The sequence below is a fragment of the Rhizobium leguminosarum genome, assembly GCF_004123835.1.
GTDB classification, from domain to species: Bacteria; Pseudomonadota; Alphaproteobacteria; order Rhizobiales; family Rhizobiaceae; genus Rhizobium; species Rhizobium leguminosarum_M.
In genome coordinates this window covers 37067-63143 of the sequence record NZ_MZMU01000028.1, presented here as the reverse complement: position 1 = coordinate 63143, position 26077 = coordinate 37067, and the positions used below count along the sequence as shown (strand labels likewise).

The following is a 26077-nucleotide window of genomic DNA, read 5'->3' as shown; positions in this document are numbered from 1 at the left end:
ATCCCGATTTATCAATAGCTTGGGCGCTGCCTCTATTTCCCATCGTCCTTCAGGTAGTTGTTGCCGTTGATCACCAGAAGCCCGTCGGAACCTTTGTCCGGTTCGAATATGCTCATACTTTCCGTCTTGCCGCTGGCGTCGGTCAGGTCGAGACGGTAGCCGGAAAGCTTGTAGCGTCCGCTTGCGCCCGGCCGGTTGCCTGATGTGGTCACGCCCGATCGCGATCCGCCGATTTCATTCGTCATCGAGGCGCCGGACCAGCCTGTGCGTTCGAAAGTACCGTTTCGATGAAGCGTCAGCGTATGGCTGGACGCCACCGACCCCGATGAAGTCGCAGTCATGCCGCTCGAGGCAAAGGTGGAGACCCATTCGCCGTCGAGCGTCGTGCCCTCATCAAATGGCGGCACGGCGCGATAATCTGCGTCTGAAATCACCAGATCCTCACCCTTTTTCGAGAACGGTTTCGTCTCGATCTCGATCGTGCCGTAGGCAGAGGTGACTCTGCGCATTTCGATCGACGACCCGGCGGAGGAAAAGAAACCTCCGCCGGCAAGCTTGTAGAGGCCGCAATCGGTCGGGGTCTCCCTGCAATGTTCGGCAATGCTCCGGCCGCCTTTCGGCAGCTCCGTGCTGAACAGGCCCTTCGGGTCGAACATGGTGATCGTGCTGTCCGAATAGAAATCCATACCACCGAAGACATTCGGCCGGAGACCGGTATCGAGATGGGTGAAAACGCCGTCCAGCCCGCCGTCATCGCTCGCCGGCACGAGATCGAAATCCTTGTCGGAAGGATCAAGCTTCACCGAGCGCACGAGGGTTGCGAAATCGGCCTCGGCGCTACTGCTTCTGTCGCCGTTCACATTCAGCAGCACGAGCTGCAGATAGGTCTGCCTCTCGTCGCCGGCGATGCCGACGACGATCTGGTTAATGGTCACGTTCTTCTGATGGACGCAGCAGCGTTCTTCCACGCGGATGTCGTAGCCGTTCACCGTGACCCCATAATGCTTGATCAGGATATCTTCCTTTGCCATGTCGGGAAGCGTCGCGACGAAGGTCTTCATGCCGGCCTGCAGAGAATTGCGCGCTGCCGAGAGCGGCTTGGTGATTTGGATTAACGCACTGCCGCGCTTGTCGTCCTCGGTTTCCGGAAAATCCTTCTGCAGCATGAACAGATTGCCCTTGCCGGCTTTCCTCCAGCCGGAAGCGGCATCGGGCAGGGTCACCGTCAGGCCGCCAATATCGGCAGGCGCCGCCAATGCCTGGGAGCAGGACAGAAGGCAGAAAATGACGAGAACGAAGCCCAAGGCCGATTTGCCCCGGCCGATCCGATCGATATGCGCGTTGCCCATGCGCCCTCCCCTCGCGTTTCGACTACCGCCGACGGGATTTGGAGCTGGGCGCAACCATTTCAACCCTGAGCTTCATGAAGGTTTATTGAATGCTTCGACACACGCCCTATCAGGGAGCTTAGGAAACAGGCGCTATCAATTTCAATGACGGGAAATAGGTGCGATAGCGGCCGACATCGCGGGTCAATAGCGGCAGTTGTTCTACGGCTGCGTGAGCGCCGATGAAGAAATCGGGAAGCACACCGGTGCGTAACCCGCCTGCCTTGCGATATTGCGTGAAGACCTTGCCCGCAAGAAACAGGGCGGCCTTCGGCATGGGCTTCATCTCGAGGCCGGCCTCTTCCAGAAAAGTCTCGAGCGCTTCGATCCTGTCGTATCGAACCGCAAGTTCGGCATAGATGACATCATTGATCAGCAGGGAACCTTCGATGCTCGCCGTCTCGAGCTGGGTTATGGACCAACTCGACCATTTGGGGTCATCGGTCACGAGATCCAGAAGAACATTGGTGTCGACGAGCGTCACGTTTCGCCACGCGTCAAAGCCATGATGGCGTCGGTATCGAGGCCCTTGCCGGCATGGCCGCGCAGCTTCTCGAAGCGACTGGCCGGCCGCTTCTGATCAGCACGCGTCAGAACCACACTGCCGTCGGCAGCGCGATGAAAATCGACTTGGCTGCCGGGAACGATGCCAAGCAGATCCCGGACCCGCTTTGGAATGGTCACCTGCCCTTTTGCGGTAACGGTCGTGGCCATATCGGGCGCCTTTGTAATACTCTCCTGTTAGAAAGTATTACTTGCGTAGGAAAATTTCAAGCCCAGCGCTTGCTGCAGAAACAGGTTGTTAAGCGGCCATCGATTGGTAGAGCCAGTCGGAAAGCGTCTGGCGCGCCACACGCGCACCGGCGCCGGGAATCAGTGCGTCGTCGGTCAGTTCGACGCCGAAATACGACGTGGATCGATCGGTTATCACCTGCCGTTCGTCTTCGTTCGCGGCGAGATAGATCCGGGCGATTTCATCGATGCCGAGCTGCTCCGGGCCGCCGATTTCGACGACATCGCCCGAGGGAGCACCGGCTGCCAGTTCCGCCAGGAATGCAGCGACGTCCCCGGCCGCGACCGGCCTCATGAAGGCCGATGGCAACCGAAAGACACTGCCTTCAGCACCGATGTCGATCAATCCGTTTATAAACTCGTAAAATTGCGTGGAGCGGAGGATCGTGTAGGGTCGACCTGACGCCCGGATGAGATTTTCCTGCACCATTTTCGCACGAAAATAGTCGCTCTCCACGAGGCGCGGCGTGCCAACGACGGAGAGTGCGAGATAGTGCCGGATGCCGGCTTCCGCCGCGGCTGCGAGCAAGTTCTTCGTCGACGCCTTGAAGAAATCGAACGCCGAACTGTCACCGAAGGATGCGGCATTGGTCACGTCCACAACGACTTCGGTTCCCGCCATCGCCACGTCCAGACCCTTGCCGGTAACCGTGTCGACGCCCAGCGACAATGATGCGGCCGCGACGTCGTGGTCCGATCGGCGCAACTTCTCGCTGAGCCGCGTTCCGATGAGACCGCTTGCTCCCACCACCGTGACTTTCATATCGGCATCCTTTGTTGCATGTTTTCTGCAATGCCTCACGCGGATCGACAATGACCGGAAAGCCGGACGCCTTCCATCGTGCCTGAGGTCTGGCGCCCTAGCCGTAGGGCATAGCGGAACCAGCCTGAAGTCTAGGATGCGCCATCGGGAAACCATAACAGCCTTCCGATCCGTCGTTCGCCCGAAAATTCCGGCTACATTCCCGCGCAATGCATGGGTTTCCATGAGTTGCGGTTGTGGTGCGGCGGGATTACGCTTTGTACCATGAGCTCGCCAGCCCCGAAATCGAGAACGACTGCTGCAGGAAATGCCGATGATCCCCCGGTTTTCTCTGTCCGGCAGGAGCAGTTGATGCTGAGCGTCTGGTTGCACCGTCCCCGGTTCCTGCATCTGGGGCTTTTCTTCCTCGCCTATGTACTCGCCTGCGGCTTCGCACAGTCGCTGGCAATCGTGCCGGGAACGGGTATTTCCATCTGGCCTCCGGGCGGGCTTTTCGTCGCGACCCTCATCCTCGCCTCCAGGCACAGCTGGCCATGGTGGATCCTGGCGGGCTGCCTGGCAGAGATGTTCAGCAATTTCCTGTGGTTCTACAGCCCCGTGCCTGCGGCCTTCCTGATTTATGTCGGCAACGCTCTTGGAGCAATGGTCGCGGCATGGCTGGTGAACCGGACCTTGAAGCACCCTGTTCAGATGGAAACTCTGCAGGAAGTTCTCACATTCGTCGTCCTGGCTGCCGGAATTGCGCCGATCGTGAGCGCGACCGTGGGAAGTGCCACGCTTGCCTGGTTCGCGATCCAATCGCAATCCTTCACGACGGCCTGGCCGCTATGGTGGATCGGAGACGCAACCGGTGTCCTCATCGTTTCGCCGCTGGCGTTGGTCCTCTTTCACAGCTGGCGCAGCAAGACGCAGTTCTCGGCCGCGCAATGGGTGGAAGCTTGCGTCCTGGGGCTCATTTTTCTCGGTGTCGCGGCTCTTTCACTGAGCGGCTACCTTCCTTTCGCCTATATCATCATGCCGCCTCTTCTCTGGGCCGCCGTCCGCTTCGAGTTCAAGGGCGCCGCGGTATCGCTCGCTCTGCTTGCTCTGATCACGGCGGTATTCACGATAACAGGCGCCAGCCAGTTTGCCGGTGATCCCGAATCCCAGAAACACAATCAGATCATGTTGCAGCTGTTTCTGGCCATCTCGGCATTTTCGGCGCTGATTGTCGCCGCCATATCCCGACAGCACCAGCTGGCAGTGCTCACATTGCGCCAAAACGTGGAGACGTTGCGCGACCGGGAACGGGAGCTCTCGCAACTCGTGGACATGGTTCCGAGCCATGTTTGGCGTCTGACGCCCGAGGGCGAACCGACCTTCTTCAATAGGCGGATGGTCGATTTCCTGGGTCTTGACGTGGCGGACTCGGACAGACCAGGGATGAGCCGGCTGGAGGCGGTCCTGCAGGCCACCGTTCATCCCGATGATACAGCCGGTTTCAGGGACGCCCTTCGCCATTGCCTCGCCACCGGCGAGAGCTTCGTCATGCGGTATCGGCTGCGGCGCGCCGACGGCCTCTTTCGTTGGATGTCGAGCCGCGCCGAGCCGATGCGCGATCAGGCCGGAAACATCGTCCAGTGGTACGGCCTTTGTCACGACATCGATGATCAGGTCCATGCCGAAGAGGCGCTGCGGCGAAGCGAACGACAGCTTCAGGAGATGATCGATGCCGTGCCGGTCCGCATCTGGAGCGTCGAGCCCGCGGGCGGATCAATCTACTTCAACAAACGATACCAGGACCATTTCCGCTCCGTCATCGCCAACTTCGACGCTCTCGGCGCGCCGCGCATCGACGATCTGCTGCAGCAGCTGGTTCATCCTGAAGACGCTCCCGACGTTCAGCGCACGCTCAGGACCTGTTTCGAAACCGGCGGCGGCTCCGCGATGCGGTTTCGCTGGCTTGAAAAGGATGGCGTCTACCGCTGGGCCGAATGCAGGGTGGAGCCGCGGCGCGATGACGACGGAACGGTCGTGCAATGGTACGGCGTCTCCCTCGATATCGACGAGGAGGTGCGCGCGCTGGAGGCGTTGCGCGACCGCGAACGCGAGCTGTCGCAGCTCGTGGACCTGGTCCCGGTCCAGATCAGGCGCCTGACGCCGGAAGGCGAGCCGGTGTTCTTCAACAAGCGCCTGATCGACTTTTTCGGTCTCGATGTTGGCGATATGGACAGGCCCGGCATGAGCCGCCTCTCCTCGGTCATTCACACCCTCGTCCATCCCGATGACGCATCGAGGTTGCTGGAGACGGTTCATCATTCCCTCGCCAGCGGCGATCCCTTCTCGATAAAATATCGCATGCGCCGTTTCGACGGAGCCTATCGCTGGGTCGATGGCCGAGCCGAGCCGCTGCGCGATCAAAGCGGCGCGATCATGCAATGGTATATCATATCCGTCGACATCGACGATGAGATGCGCGCGCAGGAAGCGCTACGCGACCGGGAACGGGAGCTTTCCCAACTCGTGGACATGGTTCCGAGCCTGCTCTGGCGGCTCAATCCGGAAGGTGCTCCAACCTTCTTCAACCAGCGCCTGATCGATTTTCTCGGTCTCGACATCGCCGATATGGAAAAGCCGGGCGTCAGCCGGCTGGCAGCGCTCATCGAGGCCGCCGTCCATCCCGACGATGCAGCCAGCCTCGAGCAAGCGCTCAACCATTCCTTCGCTACGGGGGAGCGCTTCTCCAGCCAGTATCGCCTGCGGCGCGCCGATGGCGTCTACCGCTGGGTGAAAGGCAGCGCGGAGCCGCTGCGGGATCAGAGCGGCCGGATCGTCCAATGGTATGGTCTGTCGCATGACATCGACGATCAACTGCGCGTCGAGGAGGCACTGCGGGAGAGAGAACGATCGCTCCGGCAGCTCGTTGAAACGCTGCCGGCAATGATCGATTGCGCAGCACCCGATGGAGAACCGATCTATCGCAGCCAGCAACTGCGCGACTTCCTCGGTTATAATCTCGAAGAGTTGGACGGAACGGGCAAAACCCGGCTGGACGGCACGCTCGATGCCGGTGTTCATCCCGACGATGTGGCAGGGGTCAAAGAAAACTATGCCCATTCATTGTCCACTGGCGAGCCCTATGCGCGTAGGCATCGCCTGCGGCGGTTCGATGGCGAATATCGCTGGGTCGAGACGCGTGCGGCACCGATGCGCAATGCCGAAGGCGTCATCGTCCAGTGGAATGTCATCTGCCTAGATATCGACGGTGAGGTTCACGCGGAGGAAGATCTGCGTCGAGCGCGGGAGGGTCTGGCACGGGCGAGCCAAGTGGCGAGCCTGGCCGAGCTTTCAGCCTCCATCGCGCACGAAGTGAACCAGCCGCTTGCGGCCGTCGTGGCCAACTCACACGCCTGCCAGCGCTGGCTCATGGCCGAGCCGCCGAATATGGAACGGGCACAGAGGACTGTCGAGCGCATCATCCGGGATGCCAACTCGGCGGCGGATGTCGTCAGCCGCATTCGCGCTCTGTTCAAGCAATCCGTAGACAGGAGGATCCCATCGACGCTCTCCGGTATCGTCAACGAAGCGCGCAACCTCATGGCCGACGAGGCCTGGCGTCGTCACGTTCGGATGGAGGTGGAGGTCGACGCCACCCTTCCGCTCATCGCAATCGACCGCGTTCAGATCCAGCAAGTTCTGATCAATCTCATCCGCAACGGCATTGAGGCAATGGACGCCACGACAGGCGACAGGGTCATCGAAATCCGCGTGCGCCAGATCGGGAATATCCTCCAGACCGAGATCAGCGATCGCGGCCAGGGCATCGACTTTCCCGAAAAGATGTTCGAGCCGTTCTTTACGACGAAGGAATACGGCATGGGCATGGGGCTGGCGATCTGCCGCTCGATCGTCGAACTGCACGGCGGACGATTGTGGGCCGATAAGAACAATCCGTGCGGAGCGACGTTGATCTTCACATTGCCTATTGAAACGAAGGCGGCGCCATGACGGCCGACGACCATATCGTCTTCATCGTCGACGACGATGAACGTATCCGGGAAGCGCTCGGCGAGCTGCTGGACTCGCACGGCATGCACGCCATCGCCTTCGAATCGGCCTGCGACTACGTGAGAGCGGACAAGCCGGACGTGCCCTCCTGTCTCGTGCTGGATATCGAGCTGCCTGACATCAACGGTCTCGATCTGCAGAAGCAGATCGCCGACAGGGATCATCCGCCGATCGTCTTCATTACCGGACACGGCGACATTCCCTCCTCCGTGCGTGCGATCAAGCATGGCGCGGTCGACTTCCTGACCAAGCCGTTCAGCGATGCGGATCTCATGGCGGCAATCCACGCGGCGATTGCTCAGGATCGGGAAAAGAGGGCCGAGCGCGCCGAGATCGACGTGCTGAGACAACACTATCTCGACCTGACGCCGCGCGAGCGCGAGGTGCTGCCGCTGGTCGTCAGCGGTCTTCTCAACAAGCAGGCCGCAGCCGAATTGGGGATCAGCGAAGTGACGCTGCAGATCCACAGAAGAAATGTGATGCAGAAAATGGCCGCGGCATCGCTCGCCGATTTGGTGCGGATCGCGGAGAGATTGGAAATACCGATAACCCACTCACGCCGAGTGGGAGGGAATTGAAACATGAACAAGACAAGACACGTCGTGGCAATTGTCGATGACGATCCAAGATTGCTTGAATCGATGGGCGACCTTCTGGAGTCTGCGGGTTATGTGGCCCGCAGCTTCTCATCGGCGGGCTCGCTGCTCGTCAACGGGCTGTCGGACCTCGACCTGCTCATCACCGATATCGGAATGCCTGGCATCGACGGCTTCGAACTTCGTGACCTGGTGAGGAAGTCGCGTCCGGAGCTGCCGGTATTCATGATCACGGGCCGCCACGAGATAGCCGATCAGGGACGCGCTCAAGGCGCGAGCGGATTTTTCCGCAAGCCCTTCGATGCCCAGGCCCTGCTGGCGGCCATTGCCAACGCTTTGCATAAATCGACAGATGGAGGGTGACATGAGAGTTGACCAGCCGTTGCTGCGGAGATCGGCGCCGTTATCATTGCAGTGCAGTTATGAAGAGAACCAGCCGCTTGTCATTATCGTCGATGACGACGCATCGGTCCGCGAAGCGCTGTCGGAGCTGATCCTGTCGGCGGGTTTCCAGTCGACCAGTTTTGCTTCGACCCGCGAATTGCTTGACGCCGATATCCTGGATAGCCCCGGCTGCCTGATCCTCGATGTGCGCATGCCGGGAGCAAGCGGCCTTCACCTGCAGAGCCATCTGGCCGAAAACGGCATTTCCAAGCCGATCATCTTCCTGACCGGGCATGGCGACATTCCAATGACCGTCCAGGCCATGAAGGCCGGCGCCGTGGATTTTCTCACCAAACCGGTGCGGGACCAGACGCTGCTCGACGCGGTGACTGCGGGCATTGCCATGGATGCCGAACGACGGGCGGAAGCCGCAATCGCCGAGCGCAACATCAAGCGCCTGGAGACGCTGACGCAACGCGAGCGCGAGGTTCTGCATGAAGTGGCGCGCGGTCGCCTCAACAAGCAGATCGCCTTCGATTTCGGCATCAGCGAAGTGACGGTCAAGCTGCATCGCAGCAATGTCATGCACAAGATGGAGGCCGCCTCCATCGGCGAATTGATCCGAGCCTGGGAGACACTGCCCGCGCAAATGCGCCAGGCTGGCGCGCGCTAAAGCGCGTCGCGTCGATCCGGATTAAGTCTTTGATTTATGCATGGCGTTATCCAAAAACCGCTGCGCACCTTGGGGCGACATGCATTGGCTTTAGCCGAGTGCCTTCCAAAGGCGAAGATGTCGGCCTCGAACATGATCTGCGGCCGCTGTCCATTTGAAGCGCGCACTATCCGATTCGCGCCGAAAAAGACGATGCGACGCCGCCAATGGGTTTCGGTCTTGCACCCATGCGTTATCTCTAAATTAAAGCTAGGGGATATGACCTGGTACCCGGCTTTGGTTCCCAACGGAGATCTCGCCTTGAACAATCAATCATCAACCGCGCCTTCCCCTGAAACCAACGCCTTCGACAACGAAGCAAACTTCCTGTCGGCCATGGGGAATGCCAAACGGCTTCACATTCTGCATCTGTTGGCCGAAGGAGAAATGTCCGTGAGCGTCTTGGCCGACGAGGTGGGATTGAGCCAATCTTCGACTTCCCAGCATTTGGCAATTCTTCGAGAACAGGAACTCGTGCAGACGCGAAGGGCCGCCCAGACGATCTACTATTCACTTCAATCCGCCGCGGCCACGGCGATGCTTGATACGCTCGCCGACATCTTCGGATGGCCTCGTCGCTCCCCAGTAGAACGTGTCCAAGCCGTAGGCACCTGACGAACTGACGAAGCGTTGCTCTTGCGACTCATGATTGGCGTCCAATTCTGCTGAGGATGATCCTGTGGGCAACTCAGGATCGGCGCCGCGGCAACGAAGAGGCAGCGCAATGGCGAAGAACGTGGCTTCGACGAAGATGACTGCGGCTTGAGCGTAAGCGCCAAGCGGAGGCCGTTCAGGGGCCGTAATTCCAAGGCCGGGATGCAGTGGCGCCGCAGTCCCGCAATGCTTCGTCTATATGCCGCTCGAACGCATCGATCCCTGATGTACGTTTGATGTACGCCTCCTAGACCACGGTGTGATTACGCCTCCATTGCGAATGGAGATAATGAACCACATCAGGACCGGAACAGTCAGGAGGAAACGACCCATGAGTATGGACGAAACGAACGGCCGGCAGCATGGAGGCGATCATGGACGTATATGAGGCAGTCAAAAGTCGACGGTCGGTGCGCGGATTCAAAGACGAACCTGTGGAGAGGGAAGTGCTTGAGCGTGTGCTGGCCGCCGCAGCTTGGTCGCCGTCAGGATCCAACATCCAGCCGTGGAATACCTACGTGATGACCGGCGCACCGCTGGCAGAGCTCAGGACGTCCGCCGTCGAGCGCGTGGCGCATGGCGACCCCTGGGACAAGCGGCAGTACGAGATGTACCCGGCCGGGCTGAAGTCCCCCTACGGGGAGCGCCGGTCCGCTTTCGGCAAGGAGCGCTACAGCGCGCTTGGCATTGCGCGCGAGGACTGGGAGGCGCGCCAGCGGGCAGCGATCGCCAACTGGAACTGTTTCGGCGCGCCCGCTGCCCTGTTCTGCTACATCGACCGTGACCTCGGCCTACCCCAATGGGCCGACGTCGGCATGTATCTGCAGACCGTTATGCTGCTGCTCCGCGCCGAAGGTCTGCACAGTTGCCCGCAGATGGCGTGGTCGCAGGTTCGCGAGACGGTCGCGGAGGTTCTGTCACCCCCGGAAGGGCTCATCCTCTTCTGCGGCATGTCGATCGGGTACGAGGATCCCACGGTCAGCTACGCCCGTACAGGCCGCGCCCCGCTCGGCGAGACGGTCACGTTCCTCGGCGATTAGCGACTTGCGATCAAAGGATAAGACACCCCTTCTATGATTCTTGCGTATGATAGGCCTTTATCATGCGAGATATTGGAGAACGCCATGACCACGCATAAAGTAGGCTATCTCATCGGCAGCCTCGCCAAGGGCTCGATCAACCGCAAGCTCGCCAAGGCGTTGGTGCGGCTCGCCCCGCCGGAACTTGAAATGTCGGAGATATCCTTCAAGGACCTGCCGCTCTACAGCTACGACTATGACGCCGACTACCCTCCGGCTGGCAAGGCATTCAAGGCGGCAATCGCGGCCGTCGACGCCGTGCTGTTCGTCACGCCCGAATACAATCGATCCATACCCGGCGGCCTGAAAAACGCCATCGACTGGGCGAGCCGCCCCTACGGCACCAACTCGTTCACACGTAAGCCGTCAGCGGTGATCGGCACGTCGCCGGGCGCGATAGGCACGGCAGTCGCCCAGCAGAATTTGCGCAGTGTGCTCAGTTTCTGCAACTCTCCCCAGATGAATGCCCCGGAAGCCTACATCCAGTTCACACCGGGGCTGATCACCGATGATGGCGAGGTCACGAACGACAAAACCGCCGATTTCCTTCGCACTTTCATGCAGGACTTCCATGTCTTCATCGCAAGGGTTCGCTCAGTGCTGCCGAAAGATGCCTAGCATCGGCCCGAAAATCGGAATCGACTTTCGGAAAGCACGATGCGTCGTTTCAAGGAGTGAGGGCGATTGGAACCAAGGATTGCGATATCCTGTGCCTGATCCTCAGATGCCTGGAAGCATCGCCCTGCGGGAGCTGGCTGCGTCCATCCGGGCGGCCAGCTCCTATTTTTGAAGCGCGCAATATCCTCAGGCGAAAGCGTAGGAACCGTCCGGCCGTTTCGGCACGCGCCGCTGCCAGTGGATGTAACCTTCTTCTTCCATCGCCTTCTCGTCCATTTCGACGCCCCAGCCCGGCCGGTCGGGACGCAGCTCCAGATAGCCGTCCTTCGGCAGATAGGGATCGACGACGTAACGGGTTTCCCCCTCGCGCTTCTCGATATCGAGGCCGCCATAGACATAGGCCTGTCCCTTCGGCAGCCGGTATTCGAGGATGCGGAAATTCTGCGCCGCCGCCGAAAAATGAACATTGACCGCCGTCGCAAGCGGCCCCATCGGGTTGTGCGGCGCCACGCCGACGAAGAAGGCTTCGGCGAGTGTGGCGATGCGGCGCATTTCGCTGATGCCGCCGACGACGCAGATGTCGGGCTGGATGAGGTCGGCGCCCTTGACCTGCAGCAGCCGCAGGAACTCGTTTCTGTTGTAGAGCGACTCGCCGGTCGCCAGCGTGCAGTTGAGGCCCTGTTTCAGATCGCCCCAGGCCTCGATGTTCTCGGGACGCAGCGGCTCCTCGAAAAACAGCGGGTCATAAGGCGCCAGCGCATTGCCGAGCTGGCGAGCGGCGATCGGTTCGAAAATCTTCGCATGGGCATCGAAGGCGATTTCGTATTCGTCATTGACCGTTTCGCGAAGCGAGCGGAAATAATCCGCCGAGGCTTTGACGACATTACCCCAGCGATTGGAGTGCATGTCGATCCGCCAGGGGCTGAGCTTGAAGGCGGTGAACCCCCATCCCTCCTTCAGGCGATCGAATTCGTCGCGGGCCGCCGGGGCATCCGGTGCGGTGTATACGCCGGCATAGACCTTGATGCGGTCGCGCACTTCGCCGCCGAGCAGCTTGTAGACCGGGACATTCGCTGCCTTGGCGGCAAGGTCCCACAGGCAGTGATCGAGCGCCGAGATCGCGGCAAGGCCGAGCGCGCCCGGCGGGAACCGGCTTTGTTGGATCAACAGATTGACGAGATAGTCGACGCGTGTCGGGTCCTGGCCGGAGACGAATTCGTAGAGATAATCCAAGAGCGGCGGCAGCGCCTTGTCGGGGCCGTGATTGTAGCATTCGCCCCAACCCGTCAGCCCGTCATCGGTGTCGAGCGCGACGATCACGCGCGGACGGTCCTTGTCGCGGGTCATGAAAACCCGCATGCGATCGATCTTCATCTTTCTGTCCTTCTAGCGATTGAAATAGGTGCGGCGCGACTGGCGCGTCTGCACGTAGAGATGCTCGTTGTCGGTTCCGGGATTGTAGGCACCGGCACTTTGCGGGACCGAGACATTGCCGTTGCTGGGGAAGCGCGCCACGAAGGCCTCGTCGATATCGCAGCCAAGTCCCGGGCCATCAGGAACGGCGATCAAGCCCTCGACCTGTTGCGGATGCGGCACGATCGTCTGGCGGCGGCCGTCCCAGTCATCGTCGAGGCGCTCGAGGATGAGGGCGTTGGGGATCGCTGCAAGCAGATGCAGAGCCGCATATTCCGCCACCGGCCCGAGCGAGCCCGAATGCGGCGCCATCTGGATATGGTGGGCTTCGGCCATGGCCGCGATCTTCTTCATCTGGGTGATGCCGCCGGCCCGGCCGGTATCCGGCTGGATCACGTCGACCAGTTCCTTCTCGATGAGCTCGCGCTCGCCGAAGATGGTCGCTGAGCGCTCGCCGGCGGCAAGCGGCACATGCGCGGCGTCGCGGATGCGCCGGTAGCCATCGATATTCTCGGGCGCGATCGGATCTTCCACCCACATCAGCTCATAGGGTTCGAGTGCCCGCACCAGCCGGCAGGCATCCGCAGGTGTCAGCCATGGCGGCCCATGCAGATCGATAGCAATGTCCATATCGTCGCCGACCGCCTCGCGCAGGGCAGCGACCTTGCGAACGGGGTCTGCGACGCCACCGCACTTGATCGCCTTTATGCCGCGCTCCTTGATGGCAAGCGCGCGCTCGGGCGTATTCGCATGCGAATAGATCGGGATCCGGTCGCGCACCTTGCCGCCGAGCAGCATCCAGACAGGCACACCGAGCGCCTTGCCCTTGATGTCCCAAAGCGCCATGTCGATGCCGGTCATCGCACCGCCTCCGACCGTTCCGAGCATGCCATGGCCCATCATCGCGATATGCATCTTCTGCCATAAGCGCTCGGTATGTGCCGGATCTTCGCCTATGAGGAGTGGGGCGAGATCATGGATCGCCGTCTCGACGACGCGCGGCCAGCCTGAGCATTCACCGATGCCGGTGATGCCCTCGTCGGTATCGATCTTCAGAAAGAGCCAGTTTCTGGTGCCGCCGAACTGCTTGGAGGCGCCACCGGCAGAACGTTGGTCGGAAGCCCAATTGGCGGGGTCGGGCTGACCGACATGCATGAGAAAAGTGCGGATCCCGGTGATTTTCATCGCTGAAAACTCCCATTCTTCAAAATGTCCGGCGCGACGTATCGGAAACGCCGCGAATGATCGCGATCACGCGGATCGGGGCGCGGGATCGCTGATATGAGCGCCTGCGTATAGGCGTGCTCGGGCGTGCGGCAGACCTTCTCCGCGTCGCCGATTTCGACGAGTTGGCCTTTGTACATGACGCCGACACGGTCGCACATGTAGCGGATAACGCCGATGTCATGACTGATGAAGATATAGGCGAGCCCGAGTTCGTCCTGCAGGCGCATCAACAGATCGAGCACTTGCGAGCGCACCGAGACGTCGAGCGCCGAGGTTGCCTCATCGGCAACGATAACGCGTGGATTAAGGGTGATGGCACGGGCAATGCCGATGCGCTGGCGCTGGCCGCCGGAGAATGCGTGCGGGTAGCGCTCGCGTGCCCTCGGATCGAGGCCAACCTGCTCCATCAGGTGACAAACCCGCTCTTCCAGCGCCCGCCCCTTTGCAACGCCATTGACGAGCAGCGGCTCGCCGATGATCTGTGAGACGGTCATACGTGGGTTGAGGGAGCCGAAAGGATCCTGAAAAACCATCCGCAATTCCCGCCTTGCAGCGGCAAGCGTCTGACCTTTTGCCGTTGCCAGGTCGATGATGTCGCCGTCGGCGCGGCGATAGAGGATTTCGCCCGCACTCGGATCGATCAGCCGCATGATCGAGCGGCCCATCGTCGTCTTGCCGGATCCGCTCTCGCCGACGATGCCGAGCGTTTCGCCCGGCAGAAGCGAAATGGAAACATCGTCCAGCGCTTTTACCTCGCCGAAATCCATCGATACATTACGGAGCTCGAGAATCGGTGGCGCCGTCGTGTCGAGCGGCGGGCGCGCCAGCCGGATTTCGGCCTTCGCTTCCAGCTTCAGCACCGAGCCAATCAGCATCCGGGTATAGTCGTCTTTCGGCGCATGAAAAATCTGCTCGACCGGCGCATATTCCTTGGCGACGCCGTTGTGCATGACCAGCACATCGTCGGCGATCTGCGCCACGACGCCCATGTCATGCGTGATGAAGAGGACGGCCATGCCCTTGGCCTTCTGCAGCCGGGCGATCAGGTCGAGAATTTCGGCCTGCGTCGTCACGTCGAGGGCCGTGGTCGGCTCGTCGGCGATCAGCAGCTGCGGTTTGCAGGCGAGCGCCATGGCAATCATCGCGCGCTGGCGCATCCCGCCGGAATATTGAAAGGCATAGCGGTCCAGCGCTTTTTCCGGCGAGGGAATTTCGACTTGGCTGAGCAGCGATATGGCTTCCGCGCGTGCCTCTGCCTTGCTCATCCGGGTGTGAAGGCGAAGCGCCTCGACGATCTGGTTGCCGACCGTGTGGATCGGCGACAGCGACGACATCGGCTCCTGGAAGATCATGGCGATGTCGCGGCCGCGGATCGCTCGGATCTGACGCCCGCGCGGATGGAGGCTGGTCAGATCGATCGACCCGCCGTTCTGATCGTTCAATATGATCGATCCGCCGGATATGCGTCCGGGCGCATCGACGATCTGCAGGATCGAACGCGCCGTCACCGATTTGCCGGATCCGCTTTCGCCGACGACACAGAGCGTTTTGCCCGGCTCGATTGAGAAAGACAGATCGCTGACGGCGCGAAAGACGCCGGTGCGCAGAGGGAACTCGACCGTCAGATTTTTCACCTGCAACAGCGGCCTGCCGGCAATAGGAAGGATATCGGTCATGCCGGCCTCATTTGTTGTAGGGGTCGGCCGCATCGCGCAGGCCGTCGCCGAGAAGGTTGAGCGCCATCACGGCGACCACGACGGCACAGCCCGGCATGAAGAGCCATGGCGCGGTGGCGATCGAACGAATGTTCTGGGCCTCGCGCAGAAGCACGCCCCAGGAAATGGTCGGCGGCTGCAGACCGAGCCCCAGGAAGGAGAGAGAGGTTTCGGCAAGGATCATTGCCGGCACCGCAAGCGTGATCGACGCGATGATATGGCTGGCAAAGCTCGGCAGCATGTGGCGAAAGATGATGCGCCTTTCGCGAACGCCGTCGAGCCTCGCGGCGGCGACGAATTCCTCGGTGCGCAAAGACAGGAAGCGGCCGCGAACGACGCGGGCGAGCTGCGCCCAGCCGGTCAGCGACAGGATGATCGTGATCATCATATATTGCAGCGTCGCAGGCCAGTCCTGCGGCAGGGCCGCGGCCATCGCCAGCCAGATCGGGATCGTCGGCAGCGACAGCACGAAATCGATCACCCGCTGCAGGAAGAAATCGATGCGGCCGCCGTAATATCCCGAGATGCCGCCGAGCACGATGCCGAGCATCAACGAGAAGAAGACACCGACGAGACCGATCGACAACGAGATCTGCGAGCCCTGCACCGTTCGGCTGAAGACATCGCGCCCCAGCCTGTCGGCGCCGAACAGAAGCAGCGGCGTCGTCTTGTCGGGCGAGGCGATCAGATGGATGTTGGTCCTGAACAGGCCGAACACGGAATATTCGTAGCCGCGCCCGAAGAACTGGACGTCGACACGTTTTGTCGTGTCTTCCTTGTAGATGGCGGCCAGCGTTTCCGGATCGCGGGTCAGCTTCATCGGATAATAATGCGGACCGAAGGAGAACCCGTTCTCAGTATCGATCAGATGCAATTTCTGCGGCGGGTGAAAGGTCGCCCGCGCATTTTGCAGGTACGGATCGTTGATGGCGAAGAAGCCGGGAAGCAGGGCGACGATATACATCAGCACGGTGACGACAAGCGCCACCATGGCCAGCCGGTGCCGGCGGAAAGCCCACCAGATGAGCTGCCACTGCGATGCGACTGCGGCGCGATCCGGCGGAATGTTCGTAACGGTGATGTCGGCCATGTGAGGCTCCTATTCCAACCGGATGCGGGGATCGACCAGCGCAAGCAGGATATCGCTGATCAGAGAGCCTATCAGCGTCAGCGCGCAGATCAGCAGAACGAAGGCGCCGGCGAGATACATGTCCTGGGCCATCAGCGCCTGCAGCAGCAAAGGTGCGGCCGTCGGCAGATTGAGGACGATGGCGACGACGACCGAGCCGGAAATGAGGTTGGGCAGCAGCCAGGCAATCGTCGAGATGAACGGATTGAGCGCGATCATCAGAGGATATTTTATCAGCAGCCGAAATTCCGAGAGACCCTTTGCCCGTGCCGTTGTGACGTAAGGCTTCGGCAGTTCATCGAGCATGTTGGCGCGCATGACGCGGATGAGGCTCGCCGTCGAGGAGACGGCAAGGATGATGACGGGAAGCCAGAGATGCGAGAAGAGGTCGACCATCTTGGCGAAGCTCCAGGACGCGTTCTCATATTCCGGCGAAAAGAGCCCACCGACATCCTGTCCGAATTCGACCGCCGCGATATACATCAGCACCAGCGCCAGCAGAAAGGATGGAACGGCCAGGCCGAAAAAGGTGAAGGCGGTGAAGAAATAGTCGCCGATCGAATATTTGCGCACAGCGGAAAAGACGCCGATCGGCAGCGCGATCGCCCAGGTGGCGATCAATGTCGAAAGAGCCAGAACGAGCGTCAGCGCCATGCGCTCCCAGATCAGGTCCGAGACCGGCTGCTGCCATTCGAAGGAGATGCCGAAATCGCCGCGTGTGAGAATGCCCCATATCCATTTGAAATATTGGACGAGCATCGGGTCGCCGAGGCCGAAGCGCTCGCGCAATTGCGCCGCCGTGTTCTGATCGACGATCTCGTTGGAGGCTGCCAGCGTCGCAATATAGGTCGTGACATAATCGCCCGGCGGCAGCTGGATCAGCACGAAAGCCAGGAAGCTGACGGCAAACAGCGATGGAATCATCCATAGGAAGCGTTTGGCGATAAAGACCAGCATGAGGCGCCTCTTGCATTGAACGCCGCCTTCCGGGCCTTGTCGGCCGTCAGGACCGGCAAGGCATCTCGGAGAGCGAACTGAAAGAAAGCGCCGTACCGTCGGGCACGGCGCTCAAGACGAAAAATCAGCTCGTGAAGGTGAATTGCTGCGGCAGCGCAGGCCCTGGATTGGGCCAGGACCAGCTATCCGGCTCCTTCTCGGGGACATTGCGCAGATTGTTGCGGATGATGCCGAAGCCACCGACGGCAAGGCAAAGGCCGACGGTCTCGAATTCCTCTGCCGCGATGTCGAAGATCTGCTTCATGATCGCGCCGCGCTTGTCGAGATCGGCCGTCGAACGCGCTTCGTCGAAGAGCTTCATGCGCTTCTTCTGGCTTTCCGGTGGTTCTTCGCCGCGTGCACCGTTGGAGGTGTACCAAAGCGTCCATGGAATGGCGTAACGCGAACCCTGCGGATGGAAGGCGAAGAAATCGCGCGGATCGAGCATCGGATCGAGACCGCCAGGACCCGGCCACACCGCCGCATCATGGGCGTTGTCGTCGCCGCGGGTGTAATAGAGCGCCCGCTCGATCGTGTTGACCTTCATGTCTATACCGATCTGAGCCCAATGCGCCTTGACCAGTTCCAGGGCATCGACGAGGTCGGGATAGAGTGTCGGAATGACGTCGATCGAGAAGAACACCTTCTGGCCGTCGGGCCGCAGCCGGAAACCGTCGCCGCCTTTCTTGTAGCCGGCCTCATCGAGCATCGCGCCTGCCTTGTCGGTGTCAAATTCGGTGAATTGGCGCGCGTATTTCTCGTTATACCAGGGATGGGTCGGACGCGGCCCGGCCTGGTAGGGCTCGCTCTGTCCGAAATAGACGATGTCGATGAGCTCCTGGCGATTGATGCCGATCGAGAGCGCTTGCCGGAACGACTTGTCGGCAAACATCTTGCGCATGGCAGGATCTTTGTGGGTGATGTTGAAGTAGATCTGGCACTGTTGCGAGGCCGAAGGCACGAGCGTCAGCAACCGATAATCGCCCTTTTCCATGTTCTTGGACAGCGTCGGCTTGTTGGCGAGCACGCTGATGTGACGTTCCTGGATGTCGATCTTTCCGGAGATGACGTTCAGCATCAGCGATTCGACGTCCTGCGAGATGCCGAAGTTGATTTCATCGATGTAAGGGAGCTGGTTTCCCTCGGTATCGACCTGCCAGAAATAAGGGTTGCGGGTCATGACCACGCGCGTAGCACCCCCGGCATAGGGCTCCTTGACCACCCATGGATCGAGCGTCGGCTTATCGACATTGCCCCATCGCGACGGGATCTCGATGTCGCCGCAACGGCTGCGGAACAGCTCCGTCCAGCTGGTGACGCCGGCCTTCTTCGCATCGGCCTCGATATTGGGATTATATTTCGGCAGGAACTGGCTGCAGTAATGCTTCGGAAACAGTGTCGGATGCTGGCCAAGCGGTGTGGCGAGGTTTTCCAGGTAAAGCGCGTTGGCCGCAGCAAAGGTGAACTTCACCGTGTAGTCGTCGACCTTCTCGACCGTGACCGGCTTGCCGGCGACGGCAAGCTGCGCCGGTGTCGAGCTGTAGAGCTCGGTATTCTTGACGCAGTCTTCGATCGCGAAAACGACGTCATCGGCCGTAAAGGGATGACCATCGGACCAGCGCACGCCTTCGATCAGATGGAAGGTGAATTGTGTTGCGTCGTCGCTGACTTCCCAGCGCTCGGCAAGGTTCGGCTGCACGGCGGTAAAATCGAGGTTCCAGCGCACAAGGCTCTGGTTGCCGACCATACGCAGGATGCCGTTATGGTCGGATGAACCGCGAAGGCCGCGGCGCAGCGAACCGCCATAGGTGCCGACCTTCTCGAACGGCGTCACGACCATCGGCTTTTTCGGCAGGCGCTCGGCGAGCGGCGGCAGCTTTCCATCCTTGGCGAGCTGCGCAAGTGCCGGCGCTTCGCCGCCTGCGGCAGACACACGACCGGCGATAGACAGCGCCGCGACACCAGCCATGCCACCAAGCACGGCGCGGCGGGTGACGCCACGCGACAGTATTTCTTTGGCCATCGAATTCCTCCCTTTTGTGCCGGCGCAGCCTTTGCACCGGCTGATGCGGCGGGCTCCCGACCCGACGCTGACGCCCTCCTCGGCGCTACGACCGAACCATAGACACGTTCTCAAATGATTACAAGAGTTGACAGATAATTACAAATTTTGTAGCCATGCAGTAGTGAAATGCGACGTTGTGCCGCTGAAACACGGCCAGCAGGACGAAAAACGTTGAATCTGTCAGATGCTGTCGCCGCCCTGAACATCATGGCCGGCGACAGCCAGGGTGCGGCCGCTGACCCGGCGCACGCGGCGTTGAGAGAAAAGGACCATGATGACATTCGCCGTCGATGCCGTTTCGAGCAGGGGCGCAACGCGCTTCAGCGACATCATCTACGAGAAGATCGTGGGGATGATCGCTGACGGCAACTTTCCGGTGAACGAACGGCTGCCGCCGGAGACGAAGCTCGCCGCTGATTTCGGCGCATCAAGACCCGTCGTGCGCGAAGCGCTCGAACGCTTGAGAGCCGATGGCCTGGTCGTTTCGCGCAAGGGTTCCGGTTCCTATGTCAGGCAAAGGCCGGATTCGTCGATGCTGAAAATGGTGCCGGTCGGCTCCTTGGCCGATGTTCAGCGGTTCTTCGAATTCCGCGCCGGTCTCGAAGCCGAGGCGGCGGAGCTTGCAGCGCGAAACTGGCAGCCGGCCGACAGGGAGCGGATAACGGCAGCGCTTCTTTCGATCGAGCAATGTTTGCGCAACGGGGAGCTTGGCGCCGAGGAGGACCAGGCTCTGCATGATGCAATTGCCATGGCGACCGGTAACCAGTTCCACATCACCCTGCGCGAGTGGTTCAAGCCGCATTTCGCCATCGGGCATTCCGTTACGCGAAGCTTGAGCTTGAAGCGGACGCCGGAACAGATCCGCAGCGTCCAGGATGAGCATGCGGTGATCGTCGAGGCGATCTTCGCGCACCGGGAAACCGAAGCGCATGATGCGATGAAAAAACACATACTGAATGCGCGTGCCCGCATGTTCCAGGGCGTTTGAGCGATAATGGGAGGAGAGACGATGAAACGGGTCGCTATGACGGGTGCTGCCGGACGTGTAGGGACGCTGCTGCGCCCGCTTCTTCGGTCGCATGTCGAGCACCTCAGCCTGATCGATCTCCAGGAACCTGACGGGCTTGGCGAAAACGAGAATTTCGTCAGGGCCGACCTTACAAAGCTCGACGAGGCGACGGCTGCGCTGAAGGATATCGACGGCGTCGTCCATCTGGCGGGTATTGCAAGCGGCATCGACATGAACGCCATTCTGCACGCGAACGTGCTTGGAACATATAATCTCTACGAAGCGGCGCGGATCAACAAGGTCCAGCGGGTCGTCTATGCATCGAGCAATCATGCCACGGGCTTTTATCCGCGCGGCCAGCTCGTGTCGCCGCTCGACCCGATGCGCCCCGACAGCCCATATGGACTTTCCAAATGCTGGGGCGAGCTTGTGGCGGGGCTTTACTACGACACGTCGGGCATTCGCTCTCTTTCCATCCGCATCGGCAATGCGGGCACCTATCCCAACAGCGAACGATCGGTTGCGATCTGGATCAGCGCGCGAGACCTGGCGCAATTGGTCAGGATCGGCCTTTCGCACCCGTTGATCGCAGCAACAGTGGTCTACGGCGTTTCTGACACCGAGGAGATGTGGTGGGAGAACGATCTGGCGGCACGATTGGGCTACCAGCCACAGGACCGGCCGCGTGATCACGCCCGCATCGAAGAGGGATCCGAAGGGCCGGTCGCGCTGGCGTTCCAGGGTGGCGGGTTCTGTGAGATCAATCACGACGGTACCATCCGCATGCGCGATGCCGAGGGCCTGGCCAAGAGCCTGGAGACGGTTGAATGACTGCGCCTCGGATCATCCGCCCGGACGTCCGTCCGGTGTTCCAGCAGCCGCTGACGGTCGGTGAGTCACCGGTATGGGACGAAGAGACCGGCACATTATGGTTCGTCGATATTCTGGCGCCGGCACTCGTCCGGCTCCAGGCTTCTGGAAAGATCGACCGCTTCGACATGCCGGCTGCAATCGGCGCCCTCGGGCTTTGCCGCGATCACAGGATCGTCGTGGCGCTTCAGACGGGCGTCCATCTTTTCGATCCCGTCTCAGGAGATTTGGAATTTCTGTGCGATCCGGTCGGACGCGACATCAACTGCCGCCTAAACGATGGAAAGGTCGGTCCCGACGGGCACTTCTGGATCGGCTCGATCAGTGAATCCAAGCCGCAGATCGATGAGGCCGCACTTTTCCGCGTGAGCGCCGACGGCAGCACGCGGACCGTGGCCACGAACCTGACGAGCTCCAACGGCCTTGCCTGGTCGCCGGATGGCCGGCGGATGTATCATTCCGACAGCCGGCAATGCTTCCTGCAGGCATTCGACTTCGATCCTGATACGGGCGACCTCGGCGATGGGCGCCGGCTCCGCAGCTTCACTGAAGACGAGGGTCGGCCGGACGGAGCGACAACCGATCGTGACGGGTTCTACTGGAGTGCCGGCGTTTCCGCCGGTCGCCTCAACCGAATATCGCCCGAAGGCGAAGTCGTCGAAATCTACATTCTGCCGGTCCCCGCACCGACGATGCCGTGTTTCGGAGGGCCGGATCTACGCACCCTCTTCGTCACGAGCCTGTCGACGGATCGCAGCGGGCGTTTCGAGACGGGGACGGTGATCGCCTTCGACGTGGATGCAGAGGGCCTGCCGCCCTTCCGCTTCGGGGATCATCCCGTCGGATGACAACGTGCCGATCACCCTCCGGGTGACGGCGTGCCGATCACCTTTCGGGTGACGGCGGATTGATGGAAAGATAACGGGGGAGAAAGATGAGCATCGCAACCATGCGCAAGGCGCTTACAGGCGTATCGGGTGTTCCCGTCACCGCCTATGACGGCAAGGGGGAAGTCGAACCCCGGATCACGGCGAAGGTCTATGAGCGGGTGGCGGCAGCGGGTATTCACAACATCGTCGCTGCCGGCAATACCGGGGAATTCTATGCTCTGACGCCGCAGGAGATCAGGCTCGTCCATGAGGCGGCGGTTTCAGGCGTTGCCGGCAAGGCGCCGGTGACGGCGGCGATCGGCCGGTCGCTGCGCGAGGCGATTGGCATGGCGAAAGATGCGGCCGCGATCGGCGCATCCGCCGTCATGTCGCATCAGCCCGTCGATCCTTTCGCAGCACCTGCGGCCCAGATCGACTATTTCTGCAATCTTGCGGATGCTTCCGCCCTGCCGCTCATCGCCTATGTCAGGGCGGATGGCTTCGCCGTCGCTGATATCGTCCGCCTCGCAAATCACGGCAATATTGCCGGCATCAAATTCGCCACGACCGATCTGATGTTGTTGTCGAGGGCGATCCCGGCGGCGAGCCCCGACGGCGCGCTGTTCGTCTGCGGCCTGGCGGAGAGCTGGGCGCCGACATTTACCGCAGCGGGTGCGCGCGGCTTCACATCCGGCCTCGTCAATGTCGCGCCGAAGCTCTCGCTTGGGGTCCACGCTGCGCTTGAAAAAGGCGATTATGCCGCCGCCAGGGCGATCGTCAACAAGCTCGAGCCATTCGAGCGGATGCGAACCAAATTCCGCAATGGTGCGAACGTGACCGTCGTCAAAGAAGCCGTCACCTATTCCGGTCTCGACGTCGGTCCCGTGCGTGTGCCGGGATTGCCGCAGCTCGACCAGCATGACCGCGAGGAGCTTCATCGGCTGCTTCAAGGCTGGGAGGCCGAAGGCGACATTCAAAATCATTCAGACCAGCCGGCCGTAAAGGCGGCCGGCTGATTTCGACACTATCCACAAACAACAGGATTGGGAGGTCTTGAGATGCTGAGACAAGTACTGACAACGATCGCAATTACCGGCGCCCTGACAACGGCGCAGCCCAGTTTCGCGGCGTCGCCGCCCAACATGCTGGTGATCGGCACCAATCTCACCGGCATAAGGACGCTCGATCCGGCGCAGAATAATGCCCGCACGGTTTCCGAGCTGATCTCGAATCTCTACGATAACCTCGTGCAGCTGTCGCCGGACGATCTTAAAACGCTGAAGCCGATGCTCGCGACGCAATGGAGCGTCTCGGCGGATGGCATGATCATCACGCTGACACTACGCGACGACGCGGTCTTCCAGAGCGGCAACAAGGTGACCGCCGAAGATGCGGCCTGGTCGATCCAGCGCGTCATCAAGATGGGCCAGGTCGGCTCCACCGACGTCGCGCTCTGGGGCTTCACGCCTGAAAACGTCGAAAAGCTCGTTCGCGCAAAAGACGAACACACGCTCGAGATCGAGCTGCCGCAGGCGGTCAATACCGATCTGGTGCTCTATTCGCTGGCGGGCTCGTCGATCGGCATCGTCGACAAGAAGACGGTGCTGTCGCACGAGGCAAACGGCGATTTCGGCGGCGCCTGGCTTTCCGCCAATTCCGCCGGCAGCGGCCCATTCAGCCTGGCGCAGTGGCGGCCGAACGATGTCGCGATCTTCAATGCGCAGCCGAAATATTGGGACGGCAAGCCGGCCATGGCGCGCGTTGTCGCTCGTCACATCCCTGAATCCGGCAATCTCCGGCTGCAGCTCGAAGCCGGCGACGTCGATGTCGGCCAGTATGTTGCAAGCGGCGACCTCGATGCGCTCGCCACCAAGAAGGACATGGTCATCGAGAATGTCCCGGGTCTCGGCTTCTACTATATCGCCCTCAATCAGAAAGACCCGGATCTGCAGAAGCCAAAGGTTCGCGAGGCCTTCCAGCATGCATTCGACTGGAAAGCGATCTCCGGCAACATCATGCGCCATACGGGCTTTCCCTGGCAGTCGATGATCCCGCGCGGCATGATCGGCGCTCCCGATGAGGCGGCGGTCCGCTACGATTACGATCCCGCCAAGGCCAAGCAGCTGCTGGCGGAAGCCGGATATCCCAATGGCCTGAAGAAGGTGCTCAATCCGTCGGGAGCCCCGACCCTGCCCTTCGCCGAAGCGCTGCAGGCGAGCGCGCGCGCCGCCGGCCTCGATCTCGAGCTCGTGCCCGGCGAGTTCACGCCCGCCTTCCGCGAACGCAAATTCGAAGTGCTGCTCGGCAATTCCGGCGCCCGCTTGCCCGATCCCTTCGCCGTGGCCACGCAATATGCCTTCAACCCCGACAATAGCGACGAGGCACGCCTCGGCAGCTATTACCTCTGGCGCACGGGCATGAAGGTGGACGAGCTCAACACGCTCATCGACCAATCGATGAAGGAGCGCGACACGGAAAAACGCACCGAAATCTTCAAGAAGATGGACGGCATCTATGCCGGCATGGCTTCGCCGCTGGTCATCTTCTTCCAGCGAACCGACCCCTATGTCATGCGCGCCAACGTGAAGGGCTATCACGGGCATACGACATGGTCGACGCGCTGGCATGACGTGACCAAGGAGTAGAGCGCGTGGCGAGCGCCGATATGACATCGAAGGGGGGGAGCAGCCGGCACTCCCCGGCGGGCGGGTTCGCCGAGGCGGCCCCGCACCCGGCACTGAGCCTGCTGCAGCGCCTAGCGGGACGCGTCGTGGCAGTCGTGACGACGCTGCTCGGCCTGCTCTTCCTGACCTTCTCTATGGGCCGCCTGCTGCCCGCCGATCCGGTGCTCGCCATCACCGGGGCGGAGGTCAGCAAGGAGGTTTACGATCGCGTCTATAACGAGCTGGGTCTTGGGCAGCCGATCTGGATGCAGTTCCTCTCCTACGTCGGCAAGATCGCCACAGGCGATCTCGGCATGTCGGCGACGACCGGCCAGCCGATCCTCACCGATCTGATGACGATCTTTCCCGCGACGATCGAACTTGCGATCATCGCCATGATCATCGGGGCGATCGTCGGCATTCCCTTAGGGATCACCGCTGCGGTCAGGCGCGGAACCATTATCGACCACATCGCGCGGATCGTCGCCCTTGCCGGCCACTCCATCCCGATCTTCTGGACCGGGCTGATGGCGCTCTTCGTCTTTTATGCGAAGCTGAAGCTCGTCGGCGCCTCGGGCCGGATCGATGTCTTCTATGAGGGCCTCGTCACGCCGATGACGGGCTTTCTCCTGATCGACGCGGCGATTCAGGGCCAATGGGAGGTGTTCCACAACGCGGCCGGCCACATCATCCTGCCGGCGGCAATCCTCGGCTACTATTCCGTCGCCTATATCAGCCGCATGTCGCGGAGCTTCATGCTGGAGCAACTGAGCCAGGAATACATCATCACCGCGCGGGCAAAGGGGCTCGGCACCCGCAAGGTGGTCTGGCGCCATGCATTCAAGAACATCCGCGTACAGCTTCTGACGATCATGGCGCTGACCTTCGGCGGGCTGCTCGAGGGGGCGGTGCTGATCGAGACCGTCTTCGGGTGGCCGGGGCTCGGCCAGTACCTGACCCGGGGGCTGCAGATGAACGACATGAACGTGGTCATGGGTTCGGTGCTGACGATCGGCGCCGTCTTCCTGACGATCAACATCCTGTCGGACTTCCTTTATCGCATTCTTGATCCGAGGACACGGTGACGC

23 protein-coding genes are annotated in these 26077 nt (G+C 61.0%); 13 read left to right on the top strand and 10 right to left on the bottom strand.

The features are described 5' to 3' along the window. Window positions 1-32: 32 nt before the first annotated feature. The 4 genes from B5P46_RS33855 to B5P46_RS33840 all read right to left on the bottom strand — a co-directional run bounded on the left by B5P46_RS33855 (window position 33) and on the right by B5P46_RS33840 (window position 2943). On the bottom strand, window positions 33-1349 hold the full coding sequence (locus B5P46_RS33855) for a hypothetical protein (RefSeq protein ID WP_129422527.1): 1317 nt from the start codon (window positions 1347-1349) through the stop codon (window positions 33-35). 118 nt (window positions 1350-1467) lie between these two features. After that, on the bottom strand, window positions 1468-1872 hold the full coding sequence (locus tag B5P46_RS33850) for a type II toxin-antitoxin system VapC family toxin (protein ID WP_129422526.1): 405 nt from the start codon (window positions 1870-1872) through the stop codon (window positions 1468-1470). Further along, the gene (locus B5P46_RS33845) at window positions 1869-2102 is read right to left on the bottom strand and encodes an AbrB/MazE/SpoVT family DNA-binding domain-containing protein (protein WP_129422525.1); all 234 of its coding nucleotides are present in this window, start codon (window positions 2100-2102) and stop codon (window positions 1869-1871) included. Before B5P46_RS33845 ends, B5P46_RS33850 begins: the two co-directional genes overlap by 4 nt. Before the next feature lie 88 nt (window positions 2103-2190). Beyond that, complete coding sequence (locus B5P46_RS33840; RefSeq protein WP_129422524.1) at window positions 2191-2943, bottom strand: SDR family oxidoreductase; 753 nt, start codon at window positions 2941-2943, stop codon at window positions 2191-2193. A 351-nt stretch (window positions 2944-3294) separates the two neighbouring features. Between B5P46_RS33840 and B5P46_RS33835 the strand changes: the two genes are divergently transcribed. From B5P46_RS33835 to B5P46_RS33805, 7 genes are all read left to right on the top strand, one after another. Continuing rightward, entirely contained in the window at window positions 3295-6930 is a 3636-nt protein-coding gene (locus B5P46_RS33835) for a PAS domain-containing protein (RefSeq protein ID WP_129422523.1), read from the top strand. Then, window positions 6927-7568 (top strand): response regulator transcription factor, encoded by a 642-nt coding sequence (locus B5P46_RS33830; protein ID WP_129422522.1) that lies wholly within the window; start codon window positions 6927-6929, stop codon window positions 7566-7568. Before B5P46_RS33835 ends, B5P46_RS33830 begins: the two co-directional genes overlap by 4 nt. 3 nt (window positions 7569-7571) lie before the next feature. After that, window positions 7572-7949 (top strand): response regulator, encoded by a 378-nt coding sequence (locus tag B5P46_RS33825; RefSeq protein ID WP_003550117.1) that lies wholly within the window; start codon window positions 7572-7574, stop codon window positions 7947-7949. Between the two features lies 1 nt (window position 7950). Next, window positions 7951-8643, top strand: coding sequence for a response regulator transcription factor (locus B5P46_RS33820; protein ID WP_129422521.1), 693 nt, complete (start codon window positions 7951-7953; stop codon window positions 8641-8643). Window positions 8644-8943: 300 nt separating this feature from the next. Beyond that, entirely contained in the window at window positions 8944-9297 is a 354-nt protein-coding gene (locus B5P46_RS33815) for an ArsR/SmtB family transcription factor (protein ID WP_129422520.1), read from the top strand. Window positions 9298-9710: 413 nt separating this feature from the next. Further along, a complete protein-coding gene (locus tag B5P46_RS33810) occupies window positions 9711-10376 on the top strand; it encodes a nitroreductase (RefSeq protein WP_129422519.1) in 666 nt (221 codons plus the stop codon). 84 nt (window positions 10377-10460) lie between these two features. After that, window positions 10461-11033: an NADPH-dependent FMN reductase gene (locus B5P46_RS33805; RefSeq protein WP_094088188.1), complete on the top strand. Its 573-nt coding sequence runs from the start codon at window positions 10461-10463 to the stop codon at window positions 11031-11033. A gap of 186 nt (window positions 11034-11219) precedes the next feature. Here B5P46_RS33805 and B5P46_RS33800 read toward each other — a convergent pair whose 3' ends face one another. The 6 genes from B5P46_RS33800 to B5P46_RS33775 form a co-directional block, all read right to left on the bottom strand. Then, complete coding sequence (locus B5P46_RS33800) at window positions 11220-12407, bottom strand: galactarate dehydratase (RefSeq protein WP_129422518.1); 1188 nt, start codon at window positions 12405-12407, stop codon at window positions 11220-11222. A 12-nt stretch (window positions 12408-12419) separates the two neighbouring features. After that, window positions 12420-13631 carry a mandelate racemase/muconate lactonizing enzyme family protein gene (locus tag B5P46_RS33795; RefSeq protein ID WP_129422517.1) on the bottom strand — a complete coding sequence of 404 codons (1212 nt, stop codon included), beginning with the start codon at window positions 13629-13631 and terminating at the stop codon, window positions 12420-12422. Then, entirely contained in the window at window positions 13628-15349 is a 1722-nt protein-coding gene (locus B5P46_RS33790) for an ABC transporter ATP-binding protein (RefSeq protein ID WP_129422516.1), read from the bottom strand. The genes B5P46_RS33795 and B5P46_RS33790 overlap by 4 nt, the downstream gene beginning before the upstream one ends. Window positions 15350-15356: 7 nt before the next feature. Then, window positions 15357-16478, bottom strand: a complete 1122-nt coding sequence (locus tag B5P46_RS33785; protein ID WP_129422515.1) for an ABC transporter permease — start codon at window positions 16476-16478, stop codon at window positions 15357-15359. A gap of 9 nt (window positions 16479-16487) precedes the next feature. Further along, window positions 16488-17474: an ABC transporter permease gene (locus B5P46_RS33780; RefSeq protein WP_129422514.1), complete on the bottom strand. Its 987-nt coding sequence runs from the start codon at window positions 17472-17474 to the stop codon at window positions 16488-16490. Window positions 17475-17598: 124 nt separating this feature from the next. Then, window positions 17599-19536 carry an ABC transporter substrate-binding protein gene (locus B5P46_RS33775; protein ID WP_129422513.1) on the bottom strand — a complete coding sequence of 646 codons (1938 nt, stop codon included), beginning with the start codon at window positions 19534-19536 and terminating at the stop codon, window positions 17599-17601. A gap of 316 nt (window positions 19537-19852) precedes the next feature. Between B5P46_RS33775 and B5P46_RS33770 the strand changes: the two genes are divergently transcribed. From B5P46_RS33770 to B5P46_RS33745, 6 genes are all read left to right on the top strand, one after another. After that, on the top strand, window positions 19853-20566 hold the full coding sequence (locus tag B5P46_RS33770) for a FadR/GntR family transcriptional regulator (RefSeq protein WP_129422588.1): 714 nt from the start codon (window positions 19853-19855) through the stop codon (window positions 20564-20566). 21 nt (window positions 20567-20587) lie between these two features. Next, on the top strand, window positions 20588-21418 hold the full coding sequence (locus B5P46_RS33765) for an NAD-dependent epimerase/dehydratase family protein (RefSeq protein WP_129422512.1): 831 nt from the start codon (window positions 20588-20590) through the stop codon (window positions 21416-21418). Continuing rightward, a complete protein-coding gene (locus tag B5P46_RS33760) occupies window positions 21415-22305 on the top strand; it encodes an SMP-30/gluconolactonase/LRE family protein (protein ID WP_129422511.1) in 891 nt (296 codons plus the stop codon). The genes B5P46_RS33765 and B5P46_RS33760 overlap by 4 nt, the downstream gene beginning before the upstream one ends. An 86-nt stretch (window positions 22306-22391) precedes the next feature. Further along, window positions 22392-23342, top strand: a complete 951-nt coding sequence (locus B5P46_RS33755) for a dihydrodipicolinate synthase family protein (RefSeq protein WP_129422510.1) — start codon at window positions 22392-22394, stop codon at window positions 23340-23342. Window positions 23343-23384: 42 nt separating this feature from the next. After that, a complete protein-coding gene (locus B5P46_RS33750; protein WP_129422509.1) occupies window positions 23385-24971 on the top strand; it encodes an ABC transporter substrate-binding protein in 1587 nt (528 codons plus the stop codon). Window positions 24972-24976: 5 nt separating this feature from the next. Continuing rightward, the gene (locus B5P46_RS33745) at window positions 24977-26074 is read left to right on the top strand and encodes an ABC transporter permease (RefSeq protein WP_129422508.1); all 1098 of its coding nucleotides are present in this window, start codon (window positions 24977-24979) and stop codon (window positions 26072-26074) included. The last annotated feature ends 3 nt before the right edge of the window (window positions 26075-26077 follow it).